This window comes from Streptomyces monomycini (assembly GCF_022271435.1).
Lineage (GTDB): Bacteria > Actinomycetota > Actinomycetes > Streptomycetales > Streptomycetaceae > Streptomyces > Streptomyces monomycini.
Genome location: NZ_JAFIQY010000004.1, coordinates 84079 through 102502 on the forward strand (window position 1 = coordinate 84079; position 18424 = coordinate 102502).

The 18424-nt window shown below is 72.3% G+C and carries 22 protein-coding genes and 1 pseudogene; 19 read left to right on the plus strand and 4 right to left on the minus strand.

Annotated features, from left to right (window positions below; translation table 11 throughout):
- Positions 1-63 precede the first annotated feature (63 nt).
- A complete protein-coding gene (locus JXZ78_RS06785; protein ID WP_030018838.1) occupies positions 64-480 on the plus strand; it encodes a hypothetical protein in 417 nt (138 codons plus the stop codon).
- Positions 481-630: 150 nt separating this feature from the next.
- On the opposite strand, the gene JXZ78_RS06790 is transcribed toward JXZ78_RS06785, so the two are convergent.
- The 3 genes from JXZ78_RS06790 to JXZ78_RS40665 form a co-directional block, all read right to left on the minus strand.
- Complete coding sequence (locus JXZ78_RS06790; RefSeq protein WP_208870120.1) at positions 631-1395, minus strand: restriction endonuclease; 765 nt, start codon at positions 1393-1395, stop codon at positions 631-633.
- Positions 1396-1437: 42 nt separating this feature from the next.
- A complete protein-coding gene (locus JXZ78_RS06795) occupies positions 1438-1605 on the minus strand; it encodes a hypothetical protein (protein ID WP_157851502.1) in 168 nt (55 codons plus the stop codon).
- Positions 1606-1772: 167 nt separating this feature from the next.
- A complete protein-coding gene (locus tag JXZ78_RS40665) occupies positions 1773-1976 on the minus strand; it encodes a hypothetical protein (RefSeq protein ID WP_308280986.1) in 204 nt (67 codons plus the stop codon).
- A gap of 301 nt (positions 1977-2277) precedes the next feature.
- Here JXZ78_RS40665 and JXZ78_RS41235 point away from each other — a divergent pair, with 301 nt between their 5' ends.
- The 3 genes from JXZ78_RS41235 to JXZ78_RS06810 all read left to right on the plus strand — a co-directional run bounded on the left by JXZ78_RS41235 (position 2278) and on the right by JXZ78_RS06810 (position 3342).
- A complete protein-coding gene (locus tag JXZ78_RS41235; protein WP_443735634.1) occupies positions 2278-2343 on the plus strand; it encodes a hypothetical protein in 66 nt (21 codons plus the stop codon).
- A gap of 110 nt (positions 2344-2453) precedes the next feature.
- A complete protein-coding gene (locus JXZ78_RS06805) occupies positions 2454-2993 on the plus strand; it encodes a YcxB family protein (RefSeq protein WP_063726043.1) in 540 nt (179 codons plus the stop codon).
- A gap of 16 nt (positions 2994-3009) precedes the next feature.
- A complete protein-coding gene (locus tag JXZ78_RS06810) occupies positions 3010-3342 on the plus strand; it encodes a hypothetical protein (protein WP_030018842.1) in 333 nt (110 codons plus the stop codon).
- Positions 3343-3388: 46 nt separating this feature from the next.
- Here the strand turns inward: JXZ78_RS06810 and JXZ78_RS06815 are convergent, their stop codons facing one another.
- Entirely contained in the window at positions 3389-4588 is a 1200-nt protein-coding gene (locus JXZ78_RS06815; RefSeq protein ID WP_030018843.1) for a YihY/virulence factor BrkB family protein, read from the minus strand.
- Between the two features lie 18 nt (positions 4589-4606).
- Here JXZ78_RS06815 and JXZ78_RS06820 point away from each other — a divergent pair, with 18 nt between their 5' ends.
- The 15 genes and pseudogenes from JXZ78_RS06820 to JXZ78_RS06885 all read left to right on the plus strand — a co-directional run bounded on the left by JXZ78_RS06820 (position 4607) and on the right by JXZ78_RS06885 (position 18423).
- The gene (locus tag JXZ78_RS06820; RefSeq protein ID WP_030018844.1) at positions 4607-6277 is read left to right on the plus strand and encodes an acyl-CoA dehydrogenase family protein; all 1671 of its coding nucleotides are present in this window, start codon (positions 4607-4609) and stop codon (positions 6275-6277) included.
- Positions 6278-6718: 441 nt separating this feature from the next.
- Positions 6719-7999 carry a GAF domain-containing protein gene (locus tag JXZ78_RS06825; protein ID WP_106968715.1) on the plus strand — a complete coding sequence of 427 codons (1281 nt, stop codon included), beginning with the start codon at positions 6719-6721 and terminating at the stop codon, positions 7997-7999.
- A 217-nt stretch (positions 8000-8216) separates the two neighbouring features.
- A pseudogene (locus tag JXZ78_RS06830) lies at positions 8217-8462 on the plus strand (LLM class flavin-dependent oxidoreductase); the annotation flags it as partial.
- A 130-nt stretch (positions 8463-8592) separates the two neighbouring features.
- Positions 8593-9159 carry a GNAT family N-acetyltransferase gene (locus tag JXZ78_RS06835; RefSeq protein WP_030018847.1) on the plus strand — a complete coding sequence of 189 codons (567 nt, stop codon included), beginning with the start codon at positions 8593-8595 and terminating at the stop codon, positions 9157-9159.
- 183 nt (positions 9160-9342) lie between these two features.
- Positions 9343-9426 (plus strand): putative leader peptide, encoded by an 84-nt coding sequence (locus JXZ78_RS41010; RefSeq protein ID WP_331785330.1) that lies wholly within the window; start codon positions 9343-9345, stop codon positions 9424-9426.
- Between the two features lie 204 nt (positions 9427-9630).
- The gene (locus JXZ78_RS06840; RefSeq protein WP_238782717.1) at positions 9631-11328 is read left to right on the plus strand and encodes a nitrite/sulfite reductase; all 1698 of its coding nucleotides are present in this window, start codon (positions 9631-9633) and stop codon (positions 11326-11328) included.
- Positions 11325-11537, plus strand: a complete 213-nt coding sequence (locus tag JXZ78_RS06845; RefSeq protein WP_030018849.1) for a hypothetical protein — start codon at positions 11325-11327, stop codon at positions 11535-11537. Before JXZ78_RS06840 ends, JXZ78_RS06845 begins: the two co-directional genes overlap by 4 nt.
- Complete coding sequence (locus tag JXZ78_RS06850) at positions 11534-12238, plus strand: phosphoadenylyl-sulfate reductase (RefSeq protein ID WP_030018850.1); 705 nt, start codon at positions 11534-11536, stop codon at positions 12236-12238. Before JXZ78_RS06845 ends, JXZ78_RS06850 begins: the two co-directional genes overlap by 4 nt.
- Before the next feature lie 71 nt (positions 12239-12309).
- Positions 12310-12843 (plus strand): adenylyl-sulfate kinase, encoded by a 534-nt coding sequence (gene cysC / locus JXZ78_RS06855; protein WP_030018851.1) that lies wholly within the window; start codon positions 12310-12312, stop codon positions 12841-12843.
- Positions 12840-13811, plus strand: coding sequence for a sulfate adenylyltransferase subunit CysD (cysD, locus tag JXZ78_RS06860; protein WP_030018852.1), 972 nt, complete (start codon positions 12840-12842; stop codon positions 13809-13811). The genes cysC and cysD overlap by 4 nt, the downstream gene beginning before the upstream one ends.
- Complete coding sequence (locus tag JXZ78_RS06865) at positions 13811-15178, plus strand: sulfate adenylyltransferase subunit 1 (protein ID WP_030018853.1); 1368 nt, start codon at positions 13811-13813, stop codon at positions 15176-15178. Before cysD ends, JXZ78_RS06865 begins: the two co-directional genes overlap by 1 nt.
- A gap of 1 nt (position 15179) precedes the next feature.
- Entirely contained in the window at positions 15180-15317 is a 138-nt protein-coding gene (locus JXZ78_RS06870) for a hypothetical protein (protein WP_106968716.1), read from the plus strand.
- 102 nt (positions 15318-15419) lie between these two features.
- Entirely contained in the window at positions 15420-16523 is a 1104-nt protein-coding gene (locus tag JXZ78_RS06875) for an ABC transporter substrate-binding protein (RefSeq protein ID WP_030018855.1), read from the plus strand.
- A 30-nt stretch (positions 16524-16553) separates the two neighbouring features.
- Positions 16554-17396 carry an ABC transporter ATP-binding protein gene (locus JXZ78_RS06880; protein ID WP_030018856.1) on the plus strand — a complete coding sequence of 281 codons (843 nt, stop codon included), beginning with the start codon at positions 16554-16556 and terminating at the stop codon, positions 17394-17396.
- Entirely contained in the window at positions 17383-18423 is a 1041-nt protein-coding gene (locus tag JXZ78_RS06885; RefSeq protein ID WP_030018857.1) for an ABC transporter permease, read from the plus strand. Before JXZ78_RS06880 ends, JXZ78_RS06885 begins: the two co-directional genes overlap by 14 nt.
- The last annotated feature ends 1 nt before the right edge of the window (position 18424 follow it).

Here is an 18424-nt window from a genome sequence, read left to right on the forward strand (position 1 = left end):
TACATCCGTACTGCCAAACGTCCGGAGACCGCCGAAGACACGGCCCAGGAACGGTGACCACCAGTGACCAACCCGAACCCCAGCCCCGGCCCGAACCGGGAAACCCTCGCCCGGCTCATGCGCTCAAGCGGGCACGACGGCATGCTCCTCATGCGCACCAGTGGCGGCGGTGACGCCGCCCTCAGCCTCTCCCGGCCCGAAGGTACGGCCACGGCAACCCCAGCCCCCGTGCCCACCCGCATGGAAATCCAGATCACCGGCATCCGGAAGCACTTCGCCGAGTGCGTCACCGAACAGGACGACGGCGAGATGTGCGACGCCCGCTCCGCCGACTGGGACAGCCCCATGCCGGCGAACGCATGGATCCGCGCCCATGCGGACGAGAAGGGGCACACGAAGTTCGTGAAGCTCATGGAAGAGTCCGTCAGCGCCTTCTCGAAGAGCGCCGGGGGACCGAGGGGAGAGCGAAGGGTGTGGTAGTGGCGAACGGACAAGGCGTCGTGGCCTGGGGGCCGGCCGCGTGCGGCTGGTAGGACTCCTCGGCCAGTTGGGCCCGGCCCGCTGCTCGATCCGGAGCGCCGTCGCCCTCGCGATCGAACACGACGCGGCGAAAGCAAGAGGCGCGCGCCGTCACCCCCAGGGCGTCCGCCCGGCGCCGTTCGACCACGCCACCAACTGGTCGCCGTCGAAGCAGCGGATGCCGCAGGTGTCGGCGTAGTCGGCGGCCGGTTCGGTGAAAGCGCTGGTGGTGACGACGGCCGCGACATCGGCCTCGTGCACCGTGTAGCAGGTGCCGCCGAAGCGCTGCATGTCCTGGGAGCCGACCTTGTTGTCCGCACAGTAGCGCTTGCACTGGATGATGATCCGCCGGCCGTCGGCCGTGGTGGCCAGGACGTCCGCGCCCAGGTCCCCCGCGCCGCCGACCACCTCGACGTTCCGGCAGCCGTCGCGTTCGCAGAGGTGGGCTATCGCCTGCTCGAAGGCGTACGCGTCCATGGCGAGGAAGTCCTCGACACTGCCCCACCGGGTGGCCGCGGGCTCGGGCTCGGCCACGGGAGCCACGACAGCCGGGGCAGCCGGGGCGGTTTCCTCCGCCACTGCCGCCAGGGCCACCTCCGCCTCGGCCTCCGCCTTCCCCGCCCGCGCGGCCCGCCGCAGTTCGCGCAGGCGCGGCATGCCCCGGATCGCCACGACGACCAGAGCCACGACGAACGGGAGGGCGACGACGCTCACCACGGTGGCCGGGCCCGGGTGCTCCGCCGCCCACCGGGCCGCTTCGCGGACGGCGAGGAAGCCGCCGCACAGGAGGACGCCGATCACGGCCAGGACGAACATCGTCCGCCGCATCGGGTACGTACGGCCCCGGGGCTCTGGTGATGCCCCGTCAACTTCCATGGGTGCGGCCACCGGCGCTGCTCCTTCACTTCCGCGGGACGGTTACGGATGCTCTTCCACCTCCTGCCCCGCGGCAGCCGATCCATGATCACCACGCCCCGCCCGCCGCGCCCGCCTCCGCCGGGCATTTTCCAGATCCCGCGCCACGGCCAGCACGACCGCCCCCACGACGAACACCACCGCCACCAGCGCGGCCGAAGAGGTCAGCATCGGATACATCGGATACACGGGTCTCCCAAGGGACAGGCGGTGAAAGACGGCGGAATTCCCGAGCCCCGGAAAACACCATGCGGCACCCGCCTGCCGTCCCGCCCCTCACCACCGCCACCCCGCGCGCCCTGTCACCCGAATTCAGCACACCGGGCCCTGCGCACGCCCTACGCGGGCACGTGCCTCCCCTGCCCCCACAATTCCTCGGCGTGTTCGGCGAACCTGTCGAACTTGCCGCCGGTGACCGTCAGCGTCACCTTTTCCGCGCGCTCGCGGTCCCGAGTGACGTGCCCCTCCGGCTCAGCGATCAGGAACCGCAACCGGCACCCCGCGCCGGCCTTCCGCCGCAGCGTCTCGGAGAATGCCGGCATTTGCGACCACAAGAAGTAGTTCGTGTATCCCGCGAAGAACAGCTCCCTGCCCGCACCCCGGATCAGCTCGCCCCATACATCGGAAGGGCAGGCGGACCGGTACGGACAGCTGTGCACCACTTCCCGGTCGTACCCACTCTTGACGCGGTCCTTGATCGCGCGAACGTAGCGCCCCGACGCCCCACTGTCCCCGACGCGGCATCTCCTACGAAGCCTTCCGCACCGCCGCCGAGGGCGACGCCGAGTCCGGCCCCGGGAGGACCAGGACCTTGTTCAGCGGTGGGCTCTGCGCCACAGGGGTCTGGCCGGCCACGGCCTATTCCGGCGTGTGGTGTCCGACCATGCCCGGGTCACCCGGGACGGCTGACCATCCGTTTCCCGCTCTCGCCCCCGCCCAGGACCGACCACCCGGCACATGATGCGCCCATATCCGGACGATAAGCTTTCATCCTGAATTTCCATGCACAAGGGGGGCACATGTCCGCTGAGCCACATAGCGGGGCCGGGGCCGGGACGCGGATCGAGTTCGCGTACCGGATGGCCGTAGAGGACTTTCGTGACGGGCTGCGGGCCCGGGCGCGGGTCTCGGTGGCCGCGCGGCGCTACAGGGTGCTGGTGATCGTGGGGGCGGTGCTGCTGCTCGGGGTCATGGTGTGGACCTGGGCGGCCCAGGGGACCGTGGACGTGCCTCTGGTGGTGATACCGGTGGCGCTGCTCGTGATGATGTTCGTGTCGCCCCGGATGCTGGCCCGGCAGTTCCACCGGCGGACCGAGGCGATGGGTGAGTTCCGGGCGGTGGTGGACGAGAGCGGGGTCACGGTCACGAACCGGCAGCGGACCAGCACCCTCACCTGGCGGGCGGTGAATCGTTACGCCGAGACGCCGCGCGCGTTCGTGCTGCTGAGCGGGGACCGGAACATCACGGACATGACGATCCTGCCCAAGCGCGGCGCGTCCCATCCCGCCGACGCCGAGCGGCTGCGGGCCCTGATCGAAGGGCGGCTGACCCGTGTCTGACGACCGGAGCGGGCCCATGTCCGCCTCATGGCCCCGGCATCCGTCGACACCGGCCGCCTCGTACGTCCCGGCCGTCCCGGATACAGCCCTGCGCAAGGCCGGCGCGACCAATCCCTTCGTCTACCTGTCCTGGCCGTTGTGCGGCCTGTCGCTGCTGTTCTGGTTCATCGTCCTGACGTGGCTGCTCGCCCCGGTGGTGGCGGCGGCCTCCGTGGTGACCGCGGTGGTCGGTTTCCGGGAGGCCCGGCGCACCGGCGTGGGGCGGACGGCCGCGTGGTGGGGGCTGGGCGCTGCCTTCGTCGCGGTGGGGACCGGGGCTGCCGGCGTCTACGGGTTGTGCACCCTGTAGGGCGAGGCAGCGTCGGGTGCGGCCCCACAGGGCCGGTGCTCGCCCCTCAGTGGCGCCAGTGGCGCTTCGTGTACGTGTTCAGGCGTGCCCGGATGTCGGCCGGGGGCAGGAAGTGGGCCCATCGTTCGGGGTATTCGGCCGGGGGCGGCATTCCCGGGTCGTCGTCCTCGTCGCCGTCGTCGTCCTCCTCGTCGTCCGGCTGTGGGTCGCCGGTGAGGGCGGCCTCCCCGGAGGCGGCCGTGGCGCCGAGGCCGACGGCGGCCAGGGCGGAGCGCTGGGCCGCGGCCACCTCGCGGGCCCGGCGCTCCTTCTCGGCGCGGCCGGCGGCGGTGGCGACCGAGGGCCACACCCGGTCGAGGGCGGCGTTCATGGCCGCGCCGACCAGGACCGCGAAGGCGGAGACGCCGATCCAGAGGAGGACGGCGACGGGTGCGGCCAGGGAGCCGTAGATGGTGGGGCCCTCGACGGTCTGGGTGAGGTAGACGCGCAGCAGGAGGCTGCCCAGGACCCACATGGCGAGGGCGACGACCGCGCCGGGGATGTCCTCGCGCCAGGGTGAGCGTACGGGGACGGACACGTGGTAAAGGGTCGTGAGGAAGGCGACGGAGAGGATGAGGACGACCGGCCAGTACAGGACGCGGATGGCGGTCTCGCTCGCCGGCATCCAGCTGACGACGGTGTCCGGGCCGACCACCATCAGCGGCAGCGCGACCGCGCCGACGACCAGTGCGGCCAGGTAGAGGACGAAGGCCAGCAGCCGGGTGCGGACGATGCCGCGCCGCCCGTCCAGCCCGTACATGATCGTGATGGTGTCGACGAAGACGTTGACCGCGCGGGAGCCGGACCACAGGGCGATGGCGAAGCCGAGGGAGATGACGTCCGGGCGGCGGCCGGTGAAGATGTCGTCGAGCAGCGGCCGGGCGATCTCGTTGACGCCCTTGCTGGACAGCAGCGTGTCGGACGCGCTGAGGATGTTCTCGCGGATGTGGTCGATGGTCTCCTGGCCGATCCACGGCTCCATGTAGCCCAGCAGGCCGATGAAGCCGAGGAGCAGCGGCGGCAGCGACAGCAGGCAGAAGAACGCCGCCTCGGCGGCGAGCCCGGTGACGCGGTACTCCATGCAGGAGTTGACGGTGTCCTTCAGCAGCAGCCAGGCGAGGCGGCGTTTGGAGACGTTCCGGTACAGGACCCGGGCCCTGTGCAGACGGCCGGACGGCCGCTGCGCTGCTTCTTTCACTGGCTGCACCTCCTTACCGTATCTGCCATGGCAGTCACCACTCATACGGTCACGAACCAGCCTCCGCCGCTGGTCGGGTACGACGTCTTCACGGCGGACGCGGCGCTCACCGAGGGCGTCGCGCGGCACGTCCCGGCCGCTCTCCGGGACGAGGTGCGAGAGGAACTGGGCGAGCTGGGCCGCGCGGCGGGTTCCGCCCACGCGCAGCGCTGGGGCGCGCAGGCCGACGGCAATCCACCCGTCCTGCGTACCCACGACCGTTACGGCCACCGGGTGGACGAGGTGGAATTCCACCCGGCGTGGCACCGGCTGCTGGGGCACGCCGTCTCCTCCGGGCTCACCGACGCCTGGTCACGGCCGGCCGGGCACGTCCGGCGTACGGCGGGGTTCCTGGTGTGGACGCAGGCCGAGTCGGGCCACGGCTGTCCGCTGTCGATGACCCACGCGGCGGTGCCGGCGCTGCGGGCCGACCCGGCGCTGGCGGCGGAGTGGGAGCCGCTGCTGACCTCGCGGGTGTACGAGGCGGGGCTGCGGCCGGTGGCGGAGAAGCCGGGCGCGCTGGCCGGGATGGCGATGACGGAGAAGCAGGGGGGTAGTGATGTGCGGGCGACCACGACGGTCGCGGAGCCCCTGTCCGGCGACGGGGAGTACGTGCTGACGGGGCACAAGTGGTTCTGCTCGGCGCCGATGTCGGACGCGTTCCTGGTGCTGGCGCGGACGTCGGGGGACGCGGCGCGGCGGGCGGACGGGGACGGGCTCTCCTGTTTCCTGCTGCCGCGGGTGCTGCCGGACGGCAGCCGCAACTCCTTCCGCATCCAGCGGCTCAAGGACAAGCTCGGCAACCGCGCGAACGCGTCGGCCGAGGTCGAGTTCGACGGCACGACCTGGGCGCGGCGGGTCGGCGAAGAGGGGCGCGGTGTCGCGACGATCATCGAGATGGTCGCGGCGACCCGGCTGGACTGCGTGACGGGCTCGGCGGCGGTGATGCGGCAGGCGGTGGCCCAGGCGCTGCACCACACCACGTACCGGGAGGCGTTCGGCAAGCCGCTCGCCGGGCAGCCGCTGATGCGCAACGTCCTCGCGGACCTGGCGCTGGAGTCGGAGGCGGCGACGGCGCTGGCGCTGCGGCTCGCCGCGGCGTACGACGCGGACACCGACCAGGAGCGGCATTTCCTGCGGCTGGCGGTGCCCGCGGCCAAGTTCTGGGTGACCAAGCGCTGCACTCCGGTGGCCGCCGAGGCGCTGGAGTGCCTGGGCGGCAACGGTTACGTGGAGGAGTCCGGCATGCCGCGGCTGCTGCGCGAGTCGCCGCTGAACTCCGTCTGGGAGGGATCGGGCAACGTCCAGGCCCTGGACCTGCTGCGGGCGCTGCGCCGCGAACCGGCGGCGCTGCACGCGTTCCTGACGGAGATCGGGACGGCCCGGGGCGCCGACCACCGGCTGGACGGCGCGATCAAGGGACTGCTGACCGAACTGGCCGACCTGGAGGGCATCGAGGCCCGCGCCCGGCGGCTGGCGGAGCGGCTGGCGCTGGTCCTCCAAGGCTCCCTGCTCGTACGGTACGCGCCGCCCGAGGTCGCCGACGCGTTCTGCGCCTCACGTCTGGGCACCGACCACGGCACGTCCTTCGGCACCCTGCCGCACACCCTCGCGCTGGGCGCGATCGTGGAGCGGGCGCGGCCGGTGGTGGAGCGGTGAGGTGTCCGGGGCGGGCGCGGTGAGGTACGCGGTGGCGGGCCCGGATCCCTCAGGAGGGGGGTCGGGGTCCGGGGCCCGCCACCGTGTGGGCGGGGAGCGGTGCCGCGCCGACCCGGCGCCGCTCCCCGGTCTCGGACCGGTCCTCAGGACCGGCCCGCGAGGTCTGTCGCCGCCCGTCGCCGCGGCGGCCCGTACGGGGCGGCCGCGGCGCGGCGGCTGCCGGCGGCGCGGGCGCCGGGAGCGGCGGCCGCGGCGGCACGAGGAGTTCCGCTCACCATGACGCTGCCCCCTCTCGCCCTGCCGGTCACCCTGCTCGCCGCCGTCATAGGCCACAACAGTTGCAGCCGGTTGCAACCAATTGACGCAATACCGCGTTCGGAGCGGCCCGGTGACGGCACCATGGGCGGCAACCCACGGACAGTGCACGACGGAGAGAAGAGCGTGAGCGACAGACCGAGCGACATGGGCATCTGGTCGGCCCAGGAGGTGCGCGAGACGACGCGGCGGCTCGCCTCGCTCCGTGAGGCCGCGCTCTGCGGCGGCCGGACGGCCGCCGCGCCCCGTGCCGTGATCTGCGAGTCCTGGCGCCGGGCGCTGGACCGCGGCGTCGACCCGGACCGGGACCGGCGCGAACGGCCGCTGACCGTCGAGGAGCTGGAGCACCGGCGGCACAGCTCCCGGCTCGCGTCGCTGCTGCCGCTGTTCAACAGCGGTCTGCTGCCGGCCGTCGAGGCCGCCCAGCAGATCATGGTCGTCACGGACGCCGAGGGCCGGGTGCTGTGGCGGGAGGGCTGCGCGCCGGTCCGGCGGATGGCCGACCGGCACGGCTTCGACAAGGGCGCGGACTGGACCGAGGAGGTCGTCGGCACCAACGCCATAGGCACCGCGCTGGTGGCCCGCCGCCCGGTCCTGGTGCACTCCGCCGAGCACTTCGTCCGTACCCACCACACGTGGACCTGCGCGGCGGCGCCGCTGCGCGATCCGCGCGACGGGCGGCTGCTGGGCATCGTGGACGTGAGCGGCCCGGCGTACACCTTCCACCCCAGCACGCTGTCGCTGGTCTCCGCGGTGGCCCAGCTCGCGGAGAGTGAGCTGCGCGAACGGCACCACGGGGCGCTGGACCGGCTGCGGGCGAGCGCCGCGCCCGTACTGGCCCGGCTCGGCGGACAGGCGCTGGCCGTCGACAAGGACGGCTGGACCGCGGCGGTCACCGGGCTGGCGCCACCGGACCGGGTCGCCCTGCCCAAGTCCCCGGAGGCCGGGCCGCTGTGGCTGCCGCGCTACGGGATGTGCACGCTGGAGCCGCTGCCCGGCGGCTGGCTGATCCGCGTCGGCGCGCCGCAGGGCGAGGAGCCACGGACCAGCCGGGTGCTGCTGGACCTCGGCAGCCGCACCCGGCCGGCGGTGACGGTCACCGGCCCGGCGGGCAGCTGGACGCACGAGCTGAGTCCGCGCCACGCGGAGGTGCTGTTCGTGCTGGCGCACCGGCCGGAGGGGCGCAGTGCGGCCGACCTGGCGCAGGATCTCTTCGGAGACCGCGCCCGGACGGTGACGGTACGGGCCGAGCTGTCCCGGTTGCGCCGTCACCTCGCGAGTGTGCTGGCGCACCGTCCGTACCGGTTCGCCGACGGGGTGGACGTGGAGCTGCGGCTGCCGCCGAGCCCGGTGGACCTGCTGCCGCACTCGACGGCTCCGGCGGTGATGGCGGCACGGCACGCGTGACGTGCCAGGGCGCGGGCGCTCACCACGCCCGCTCCGTACGCTTCGTGAATGCGGCGCGGTCCCACTCACCCCGCAGGTACCCTGGCACCGCTTCGAACCTCAGCTCCCCAGAAGAACGTCGCAGAACGGGAGCAGCCCACGCCACAGCGCGCGTGCGGCCAGGCGAGCGGGCGACACGACCTCTCGTGCCCGAACCCGCCCTCCTGGAGGACCTGTCGTGTCCACCGGCCTCGGCCTGCCTGTCGGCGACCCCGCATCCCTGCCGACCGGGGCCCGGCGTGCCGACGCCGTCCCGTTCCGCAGCATCGCGCTGCTCGACCGGCTGGCGTACGACACCCCGGAACCCCTGATCACCCTGGCCGGCGCCACCACCCGCGTACGGCTGCGGACCGAGGTGCTGCTCGCGCCGCTGCACCGCACCGCGCTGCTCGCCAAGCAGGCTGCCGCCCTCGACGTGCTCTCCGACTCGACGAAGCCTGGCGCGAGGCACGTGCGTACTACGGCCCGTTCGAGTACGCCGATCACGTCGTAACCGGCTGCTCACCACGGAACGCGGCAGCCGTACGGCCGCGGCCCTGTGATGTGCTGCCCCCATGACGCTCACCGTGACCACCTGGCACCTCGAACAGACCGCGCCCGACGACCTCACCCCCGCCACCGCTCCCCCGGCGGAGCAGCGGATACGGATTGCCCGTGCGGAGGTGGCCTCGCCGGAGTTCAGCCGGTTCCTCTACACGTCCGTCGGCGGGGACATCACCTGGACCGACCGGCTGGGCTGGTCGTACGGGCAGTGGGAGGAGTTCCTCGGGCGGCCCGGCGTGGAGACGTGGGTGGCGTACGAGCGGGACACGCCGGCCGGGTTCGTGGAGCTGGACGCACAGGCCGAAGGGGCCGTCGAGATCAGCTACTTCGGGCTGCTGCCGGCGTTCCGGGGGCGGCGGATCGGCGGGCACCTGCTGACGTACGGGACGGCGCGGGCCTGGGACCTGGACCGGCGGTGGCCGGAGCGGGAGAAGACGCGCCGGGTGTGGGTGCACACGTGCAGCAAGGACGGGCCGTACGCGCTGGACAACTACCGGCGCCGCGGGTTCCGGGTGTACGCGACCGAGGAGACCGAAGAGGCGGAGGTGCCCACTCCGGGGCCGTGGCCGGGCGCCTGACCGTGGGCAGCCGAGGACGGGCGGTCATTTCTGTCGATATGCCGTAAAACGGGAGGGCGGGGGCCACGGAACCCGCCCTTCCGTGGCGTGACCGGCACCACGGCTTCTCGGTATGCGGGACACTCTTGTCCATATTCTGGAAGACGGTGGACTGGCCCAAGAGCGCCATGACACGCTTCCGTCATGTCTACAGCTGGAATTGCCTTGGTGAGTCGGCGGCACGTCGACCTCGGCCGCCTGTCCAGCGCCATCTGTCCGGCGGGCTGACAGTCTCAGCAACATCGCAGTCACGTCGCCTTTTCGCCGTCCCCATCGTCGCGGACGCGCGGGCACCCTGATCCGATCTGCCCCGGGCATCCCTGTACCCAGCACCTCGCGCCACTCCGCGCCGAGGCGCGTCTTGGCAGGTCACGGCGGGGTTGCCGCTGCCCGCTCCCGCCCTCACCGAGCCGCCCAGAAGGACATACCGCCATGGCCGCCACCCCCGAACGCACCGGTTCCGCCACGACCCGCCGCAAGGCCGGACGCCATCGCGGTGAGGGCCAGTGGGCCGTAGGTCACTTCACTCCGCTGAACGGCAACGAGCAGTTCAAGAAGGACGACGACGGTCTCAATGTGCGGACACGCATTGAGACGATCTACGCCAAGCGCGGTTTCGACTCGATCGACCCCAGCGACCTGCGCGGCCGGATGCGCTGGTGGGGCCTGTACACCCAGCGCAAGCCCGGGATCGACGGCGGCAAGACCGCGGTCCTGGAGCCGGAGGAGCTGGACGACACCCACTTCATGCTGCGGGTCCGGGTCGACGGCGGACGGCTGAGCGTCGCGCAGCTGCGGGCCATCGGCGAGGTCTCCCAGGAGTACGCGCGCGGCACCGCGGACATCACCGACCGGCAGAACATCCAGCTGCACTGGATCCGTATCGAGGACGTCCCGGCGATCTGGGAGAAGCTGGAGTCCGTCGGCCTGTCGACGACCGAGGCGTGCGGCGACTGCCCCCGTGTCATCATCGGCTCGCCGGTCGCCGGCATCGCGGCCGACGAGATCATCGACGGCTCGCCCGCGATCGCGGAGATCGAACGGCGCTACATCGGCAGCAAGGAATTCTCCAACCTGCCGCGGAAGTTCAAGACCGCGATCTCCGGCTCGCCCGTGCAGGACGTGGTGCACGAGATCAACGACGTCGCGTTCGTGGGCGTCGAGCACCCCGAGCACGGCCCCGGCTTCGACCTGTGGGTGGGCGGCGGTCTGTCCACCAACCCGCGGCTCGGCGAACGGCTGGGCGCGTGGGTGCCGTTGGACGACGTGCCCGAGACATGGGCCGGTGTCGTGGGGATCTTCCGTGACTACGGCTACCGGCGGCTGCGCAACCGCGCCCGGCTGAAGTTCCTGATGGCGGACTGGGGCCCGGAGAAGTTCCGCGAGGTACTGGAGAACGAGTACCTGAAGCGGAAGCTGGCCGACGGCCCGGCGCCCGCCGAGCCCAGCTCGCGCTGGCGCGACCACGTGGGCGTGCACCGCCAGCAGGACGGCCGGTTCTACGTGGGCTTCGCGCCGCGCGTCGGCCGGGTGGACGGCGCCACCCTCGTCAAGGTCGCCGAACTGGCGGCGGCGCACGGCTCGGACCGGCTGAACACCACCGTCGAGCAGAAGATGATCATTCTCGATGTGACCGAGGACCAGGTCGAGCCGCTGGTCGCGGGGCTGGAGGCGCTGGACTTCCAGGTCCGGCCCTCGCCCTTCAGGCGCGGCACGATGGCCTGCACCGGCATCGAGTTCTGCAAGCTGGCGATCGTCGAGACCAAGGCGCGCGGCGCCTCGCTCATCGACGAGCTGGAGCGCCGGATGCCGGACTTCGAGGAGCCGCTCAGCATCAACATCAACGGCTGCCCGAACGCCTGCGCCCGCATCCAGACCGCGGACATCGGTCTCAAGGGCCAGCTGGTGCTGGACGCCGACGGCAACCAGGTCGAGGGCTACCAGGTGCACCTGGGCGGCGCGCTCGGCCTCCAGGCGGGTTTCGGCCGCAAGGTCCGTGGTCTGAAGGTCACGGCCGACGAGCTGCCCGACTACGTCGAGCGGGTGCTGACCCGGTTCCAGGAGCAGCGCGAGGAGGGCGAGCGGTTCGCCACCTGGGCCGCCCGCGCGGAAGAGGGTGCGCTGAAGTGAGCGGGCGGGCCGCGCCGTTCTACTGCCCGTACTGCGGGGACGAGGACCTGCGCCCGTCCGAGGAAGGGACCGCCGCGGGTGAAAGAGGGACTTGGGAATGCGGGGCGTGCAACCGGGCGTTCCGGCTCTCGTTCCTCGGACTGCTGGCCAAGGGCGTCACCGCCCCGGCCCGGCAGCACGACAACCGCCAAGGGGGCAGCAGCACATGACGGCAACTCAGGAACGTACGGAAGCCGAGCTGGCGGCGCTCGCCGAGCGGGCGGGCCGCGACCTGGAGGACGCCTCCCCGCTGGAGATCCTCACCTGGGCCGCGGGGGTCTTCGGCGAGCGCTTCTGCGTCACCTCCTCCATGGAGGACGCGGTCGTCGCGCACCTGGCCGCGCGCGCCTTCCCCGGCGTCGACGTGGTCTTCCTCGACACCGGCTACCACTTCCCGGAGACCCTCGGCACCCGGGACGCGGTGGCCGCGGTGATGGACGTCAACGTCATCACCCTCACGCCGCGGCGGACGGTGGCCGAGCAGGACGCCGAGTACGGGCCGAAGCTGCACGACCGCGACCCGGACCGGTGCTGCGCGCTGCGCAAGGTCGCACCGCTGGAAGAGGGCCTGGCCGGGTACGACGCCTGGGCGACCGGGCTGCGCCGCGACGAGTCGCCGACCCGCGCCGGCACCCCGGTCGTGGGCTGGGACGCGCGGCGCCACAAGGTGAAGGTCTCGCCGATCGCCCGCTGGACGCAGCAGGACGTGGACACCTACGTCGCCGAGCACGGCGTGCTCACCAACCCGCTGCTGCTGGACGGCTACGCCTCGGTGGGCTGCGCGCCCTGCACCCGCCGGGTGGCGGCGGGCGAGGACGCACGGGCCGGCCGCTGGGCCGACAGCAACAAGACCGAATGCGGGCTGCACTGATGAGCGGCCCCGGGGAGTCCGGCCAGCAGGAGCCGGACCACCAGGACATCCAGGATTCTCGGGAGCGAAAGATGACGGGCGCCACGGTGTGGCTGACCGGACTGCCCAGCGCCGGCAAGACCACGATCGCGTACGCGCTGGCGGAGCGGCTGCGGGGCGAGGGCCACCGCGTCGAGGTGCTGGACGGCGACGAGATCCGCGAGTTCCTCTCGGCGGGACTCGGCTTCAGCCGGGCGGACCGGGACACCAACGTGCAGCGCATCGGTTTCGTCGCCGAGCTGCTGGCCAGCAACGGCGTGACGGCACTGGTGCCGGTGATCGCTCCGTACGCGGACTCGCGGGAGGCGGTGCGCAAGCGCCACCAGCGCGAGGGCACGCCGTACCTGGAGATCCACGTGGCCACGCCGGTGGAGGTGTGCTCCGAGCGGGACGTGAAGGGCCTGTACGCGAAGCAGGCGGCGGGCGAGATATCCGGGCTGACCGGCGTCGACGACCCGTACGAGCAGCCCGAGTCGCCCGATCTGCGCATCGCGTCGCACACCCAGACCGTGCAGGAGTCCGCGGCGGCGCTGTACGCGCTGCTCACCGAGAGGGGACTGGCATGACGACCGCCGCTGCCGTGAGCACGGACGCCGGGAACTCCGGCGGGGCCGGGAAGGCCGGGGACGCCGACACCCCGTACGCGCTGAGCCACCTGGACGCGCTGGAGTCCGAGGCGGTGCACATCTTCCGCGAGGTGGCGGGCGAGTTCGAGCGGCCGGTGATCCTCTTCTCCGGCGGCAAGGACTCGATCCTCATGCTGCACCTGGCGCTGAAGGCGTTCGCGCCGGCGCCGGTGCCCTTCGCGCTGCTGCACGTGGACACCGGCCACAACTTCCCCGAGGTGCTCGACTACCGCGACCGCACGGTGGCCCGGCACGGACTGCGGCTGCACGTCGCCTCCGTACAGGACTTCATCGACCGCGGCGAACTGCGCGAGCGCCCGGACGGCACCCGCAATCCGCTCCAGACCGTGCCGCTGCTGCACGCCATCGAGTCGAACCGCTTCGACGCGGTGTTCGGCGGCGGGCGCCGGGACGAGGAGAAGGCACGCGCCAAGGAGCGGGTGTTCTCGCTGCGTGACGAGTTCGGCGGCTGGGACCCGCGCCGCCAGCGCCCCGAGCTGTGGCAGCTCTACAACGGCCGCCACTCCCCCGGCGAGCACGTCCGCGTCTTCCCGCTGTCGAACTGGACCGAGCTGGACGTGTGGCAGTACATCGCCCGCGAGAAGATCGAGCTGCCCGCCATCTACTACGCGCACGAGCGCGAGGTCTTCGCCCGCAGCGGCATGTGGCTGGCGCCCGGCGAGTGGGGCGGTCCCAAGGACGGCGAGACCGTCGAGACGCGGCGGGTGCGCTACCGCACCGTCGGCGACATGTCCTGCACCGGCGCCGTCGACTCCGACGCGGCCACCATCGAGGCCGTCATCGCGGAGATCGCCGCCTCCCGGCTCACCGAGCGGGGCGCCACCCGGGCCGACGACAAACTGTCCGAGGCCGCCATGGAGGACCGCAAGCGCGAGGGGTATTTCTAATGAGCACGATTGTCGATCCGGTGGACCCGGTCGATGCGACCGGTACGGCCGCCACCTCGCTGCTGCGCTTCGCCACCGCCGGTTCGGTGGACGACGGCAAGTCCACCCTGGTCGGACGGCTGCTGCACGATTCGAAGTCGGTACTGGCCGACCAGCTCGAAGCGGTCGAGCGGGCCTCGCTGGGCCGCGGCCAGGAGGCGCCGGACCTGGCCCTGCTGACGGACGGGCTGCGGGCCGAGCGGGAGCAGGGCATCACCATCGATGTCGCCTACCGCTACTTCGCCACGCCCCGGCGGCGGTTCATCCTCGCCGACACCCCGGGCCATGTGCAGTACACCCGCAACATGGTCACCGGCGCGTCCACCGCCGAGCTGGCCGTGGTGCTGGTCGACGCCCGCAACGGTGTGGTCGAGCAGACCCGCCGGCACGCCGCCGTCGCCGCGCTGCTGCGCGTCCCGCACGTCGTCCTGGCCGTCAACAAGATGGACCTGGTGGACTACACGGAGCCGGTCTTCGCGGCGATCGCCGCGGAGTTCACCACGTACGCCGCCTCGCTGGGCGTACCGGAGATCACCGCCATCCCGATCTCGGCGCTGGCCGGTGACAACGTCGTGACGCCGTCCACGAACATGGACTGGTACGGCGGCCCGACCGTCCTGGAGCACCTGGAGACCGTGCCGGTCGTCGCCGACCCGTCCGAGGACCCGGCGCGCTTCCCGGTGCAGTACGTCATCCGCCCGCAGACCCCCGAACTGCCCGACTACCGCGGCTACGCGGGGCAGATCGCCTCGGGTGTGCTGCGCGTCGGCGACGCGGTGACGGTGCTGCCGTCGGGCCGTACCAGCACCGTCGAGGCGCTGGACGTGCTGGGCGAGGCGGTGGACGTGGCGTGGGCGCCGCAGTCGGTGACCGTACGGCTCGCCGACGACCTGGACATCTCGCGCGGCGACCTGATCGCCCCGGCCGCCGCGCCGCCCGCCGTCACCCAGGACGTCGAGGCGACCGTCTGCCACGTCGCCGACCGGCCGCTGAAGGCCGGCCAGCGGGTACTGCTCAAGCACACCACCCGTACGGTCAAGGCGATCGTCAAGGACATCCCGTCCCGGCTGACGCTCGACGACCTCTCCCAGCACCCGGCGCCCGGCGAGCTGGCCGCCAACGACATCGGCCGCGTCGTGCTGCGCACCGCCGAGCCCCTGGCGCTGGACGCCTACGCCGACTCCCGGCGTACGGGATCGTTCCTGCTCATCGACCCGGCGGACGGCACCACGCTGACCGCGGGGATGGCCGGGTCCGCGTTCGCCGAGGCGGCCGAGGCCGCGGCGGCGGTCGCGGACGCGGACGACGACGGGGAATGGGACTTCTGACATGAGCGATGCCCTGGCCCCGGACACCCTGGTGACCTTCGCGGACGCGTTCTCGACGTTCGCGAAGGAGGGCGGCCGGATCGGCAGCGGAGCCCTGGGCAGCGGCCAGGGCGGCGTCGGGCGATGTGTGCGCCGATGACGTACCGCCGCGTATCCCCCACGCCCCCCTTCCGAAGATCCACCGCTCTGCCGGGCCCGCCGTAGGCGCTCGCCGCCCGGCCCTCCGAGAGGACCCCCTCCCGTGCCTGCCGTACGCCACCGCCTGCTGGCCGCCCTCGCCGTCGTCCCCCTGCTGACCGGCGCTCTGGGCGCGTGCGGGTACGGCTCCCGCGCCAAGCAGGACGGGCAGGGGGCGGTCGCGGCCAAGGGCCCCAGGATCGACGGCCTGGACCGGGTGAAGGTCGGCTACTTCGCCAACACCACGCATGCCACCGCGCTGGTCGGCGACCAGAAGGGCTTCTTCCAGAAGGAGCTGGGCGGTACGAAGTTCGCGCCGTCGGTGTTCAACGCGGGCCCGGCGGAGATCGAGGCGCTGAACTCCGGCGCCATCGACATCGGCTGGATCGGCCCGTCCCCCGCGATCAACGGCTGGACCACCTCCCAGGGCAAGAGCCTGAAGATCATCTCCGGTTCGGCGTCCGGCGGTGTCTCGCTGGTGGTCGACCCCGAGAAGATCAAGTCCCTGGACGACCTCAAGGGCAAGACGATCGCCACCCCGCAGCTGGGCAACACCCAGGACGTGGCGCTGCTCAACTACCTGGCCGAGAAGGGCTACAAGGTCGACGCCACCACCGGCAAGGGCGACGTGACCGTCCAGCGCACCGAGAACAAGGTCGCCCCGGTCGCCTTCCGGCAGGGCAGCATCGACGCCGCGTGGGTGCCCGAGCCGACCGCCTCCAAGCTGGTCGCCGAGGGCGGCAAGGTGCTGCTGGACGAGAAGAAGCTGTGGAAGGACGGCAAGTTCGTCATCACGAACGTGATCGTCTCGCAGAAGTTCCTCAAGGAGCACCCCAAAGCCGTCGAGGCGGTGCTGCGCGGCTCGGTGAAGACCAACACCTACATCCGGACCCACCCGGGCGAGGCCAAGCAGGCCCTCAACGACAAGCTGGCCGCCGCGGCCGGCAAGGCGCTGCCGCCCGACGTCATCGACCCGGCGTTCCGCAACACCGACGTCACCGACGACCCGCTGGCCGTCACCCTCCAGCTGGAGGCGGACCACGCGGTCCGGGCCGGCCTGCTGAAGAAGCCCGCGCTCCAGGGCATCTACGACCTCACGCTGCTCAACAAGGTGCTCAAGGCCGAGGGCAAGCCGGCGGTCGACGACGCCGGTCTCGGCAGCGAATAGCCCGCGCACGCATCCCAGGAGGTGACACCGATGACGACCACCACGCTCAGCAAGCCCGGCAGCCGGCCGTCCGCCCCGGCGGACGCGGGCGGCGCGGCCGCTCCGTACGCCGCTCGCATCGACCATGTCTCGAAGTCGTTCGGGCGCCCCGGCGCGCAGCAGCACGTGCTGGACGACATCAGCATCGATGTCGCGCCGGGCGAATTCGTCTGTCTGCTGGGGGCGTCGGGCTGCGGCAAGTCGACGCTGCTCAACCTGGTCGCCGGGCTCGACGGGCCCTCGGCGGGCCGCATCGAGACGCCCGGCGGCCGGCCGGCCCTGATGTTCCAGGAGCACGCGCTGTTCCCGTGGCTGACCGCGGGCCGCAACATCGAACTGGCGCTGCGGCTGCGCGGGGTGCCGCGCGCGGAGCGCCGGGGAGAGGCCGAGCGGCTGCTGGAACTCGTACGGCTCAAGGGCGCGTACGGCAAGCGGGTGCACGAGCTGTCCGGAGGGATGCGGCAGCGCGTCGCGATGGCCCGCGCGCTGGCCCAGGACAGTCAACTCCTGTTGATGGACGAGCCGTTCGCGGCGCTGGACGCCATCACGCGCGACGTGCTGCACGACGAGCTGACCCGCATCTGGCGGGACGCCAACGGCAGCGCCTCCGGCAGCGGCGGCCTGTCCGTCCTGTTCGTCACCCACAACGTCCGGGAGGCGGTGCGGCTCGCCGAGCGGGTGGTGCTGCTGTCCTCCCGGCCCGGCCGGATCGCCCGCGAGTGGACCGTGGACATCCCGCATCCGCGGCGCATCGAGGACGCGGCGGTCGCCGACCTTTCCGTAGAGATCACCGAACAGCTCCGTGGGGAGATCCGCCGCCATGGCCAGCACTGAGACCGGTACGGGCGCCGAGGCCGCCGGCACCACCGACGATCCCGCCGACGGCCCCGCGGCCGACGCGGCCACGGGGGCACCCGCCGCCGAGTCCGCCCTCGCCGGGGAAGCTCCCGCCGGGAAAGCTCCCGCCACCACGAAGCCGGACGGCGCGCAGCCGGACCGCTCCGGCGGCGACCTCGCCGGCCTGGAAGCGGGCCTGGACGCCCTGGACACCAAGGTCTCCGACCGCCAGCCCTGGCTGCGGGCCCTGACCGCCAAGGCCGTACCGCCGCTCGTCGCCGTCGCCCTCGTCCTCGGCCTGTGGCAGCTCGCGTACCACTTCGAGCTGAAGGACCACTACCTGCTGCCCAGCCCGGTCGACGTGGCCCGCTCGCTCCAGGACAAGTGGCTCGAAGGCACCCTGCTCGACTACGTGTGGACGAGTGTGTCGCGCGGCGCCCTCGGCTTCCTGGCCTCGGTGGCGATCGGTACGCCGCTCGGCCTGCTGGTCGCCCGCGTCAAGCCGGTACGGGCCGCGATCGGCCCGATCCTCAGCGGCCTCCAGTCGCTGCCGTCGGTGGCCTGGGTGCCCGCCGCGATCATCTGGTTCGGCCTGAGCGACGCCACGATCTACGCGGTCGTCCTGCTCGGCGCGGTCCCCTCCATCGCCAACGGCCTGGTCGCCGGCGTCGACCAGATCTCCCCGCTCTACCTCCGCGCGGGCCGCACCATCGGCGCGCGCGGCCTGACCGGCGTACGGCACATCCTGCTGCCCGCCGCGCTGCCCGGCTACCTCGCCGGGCTCAAGCAGGGCTGGGCGTTCTCCTGGCGCTCCCTGATGGCCGCCGAACTCATCGTCAACGCCGCCGACCTGGGCACCGGCCTCGGCCAGCTCCTGGAACAGGGCCGCGAGCTCCAGGACATGTCCTGGGTGCTCTCCGCGATCCTGCTCATCCTCATCGTCGGCATCGGCATCGAACTGCTGATCTTCGCGCCGCTCGAACGCCGGGTGCTGCGCAGCCGCGGCCTGCTGGTGAAGAGCTGAC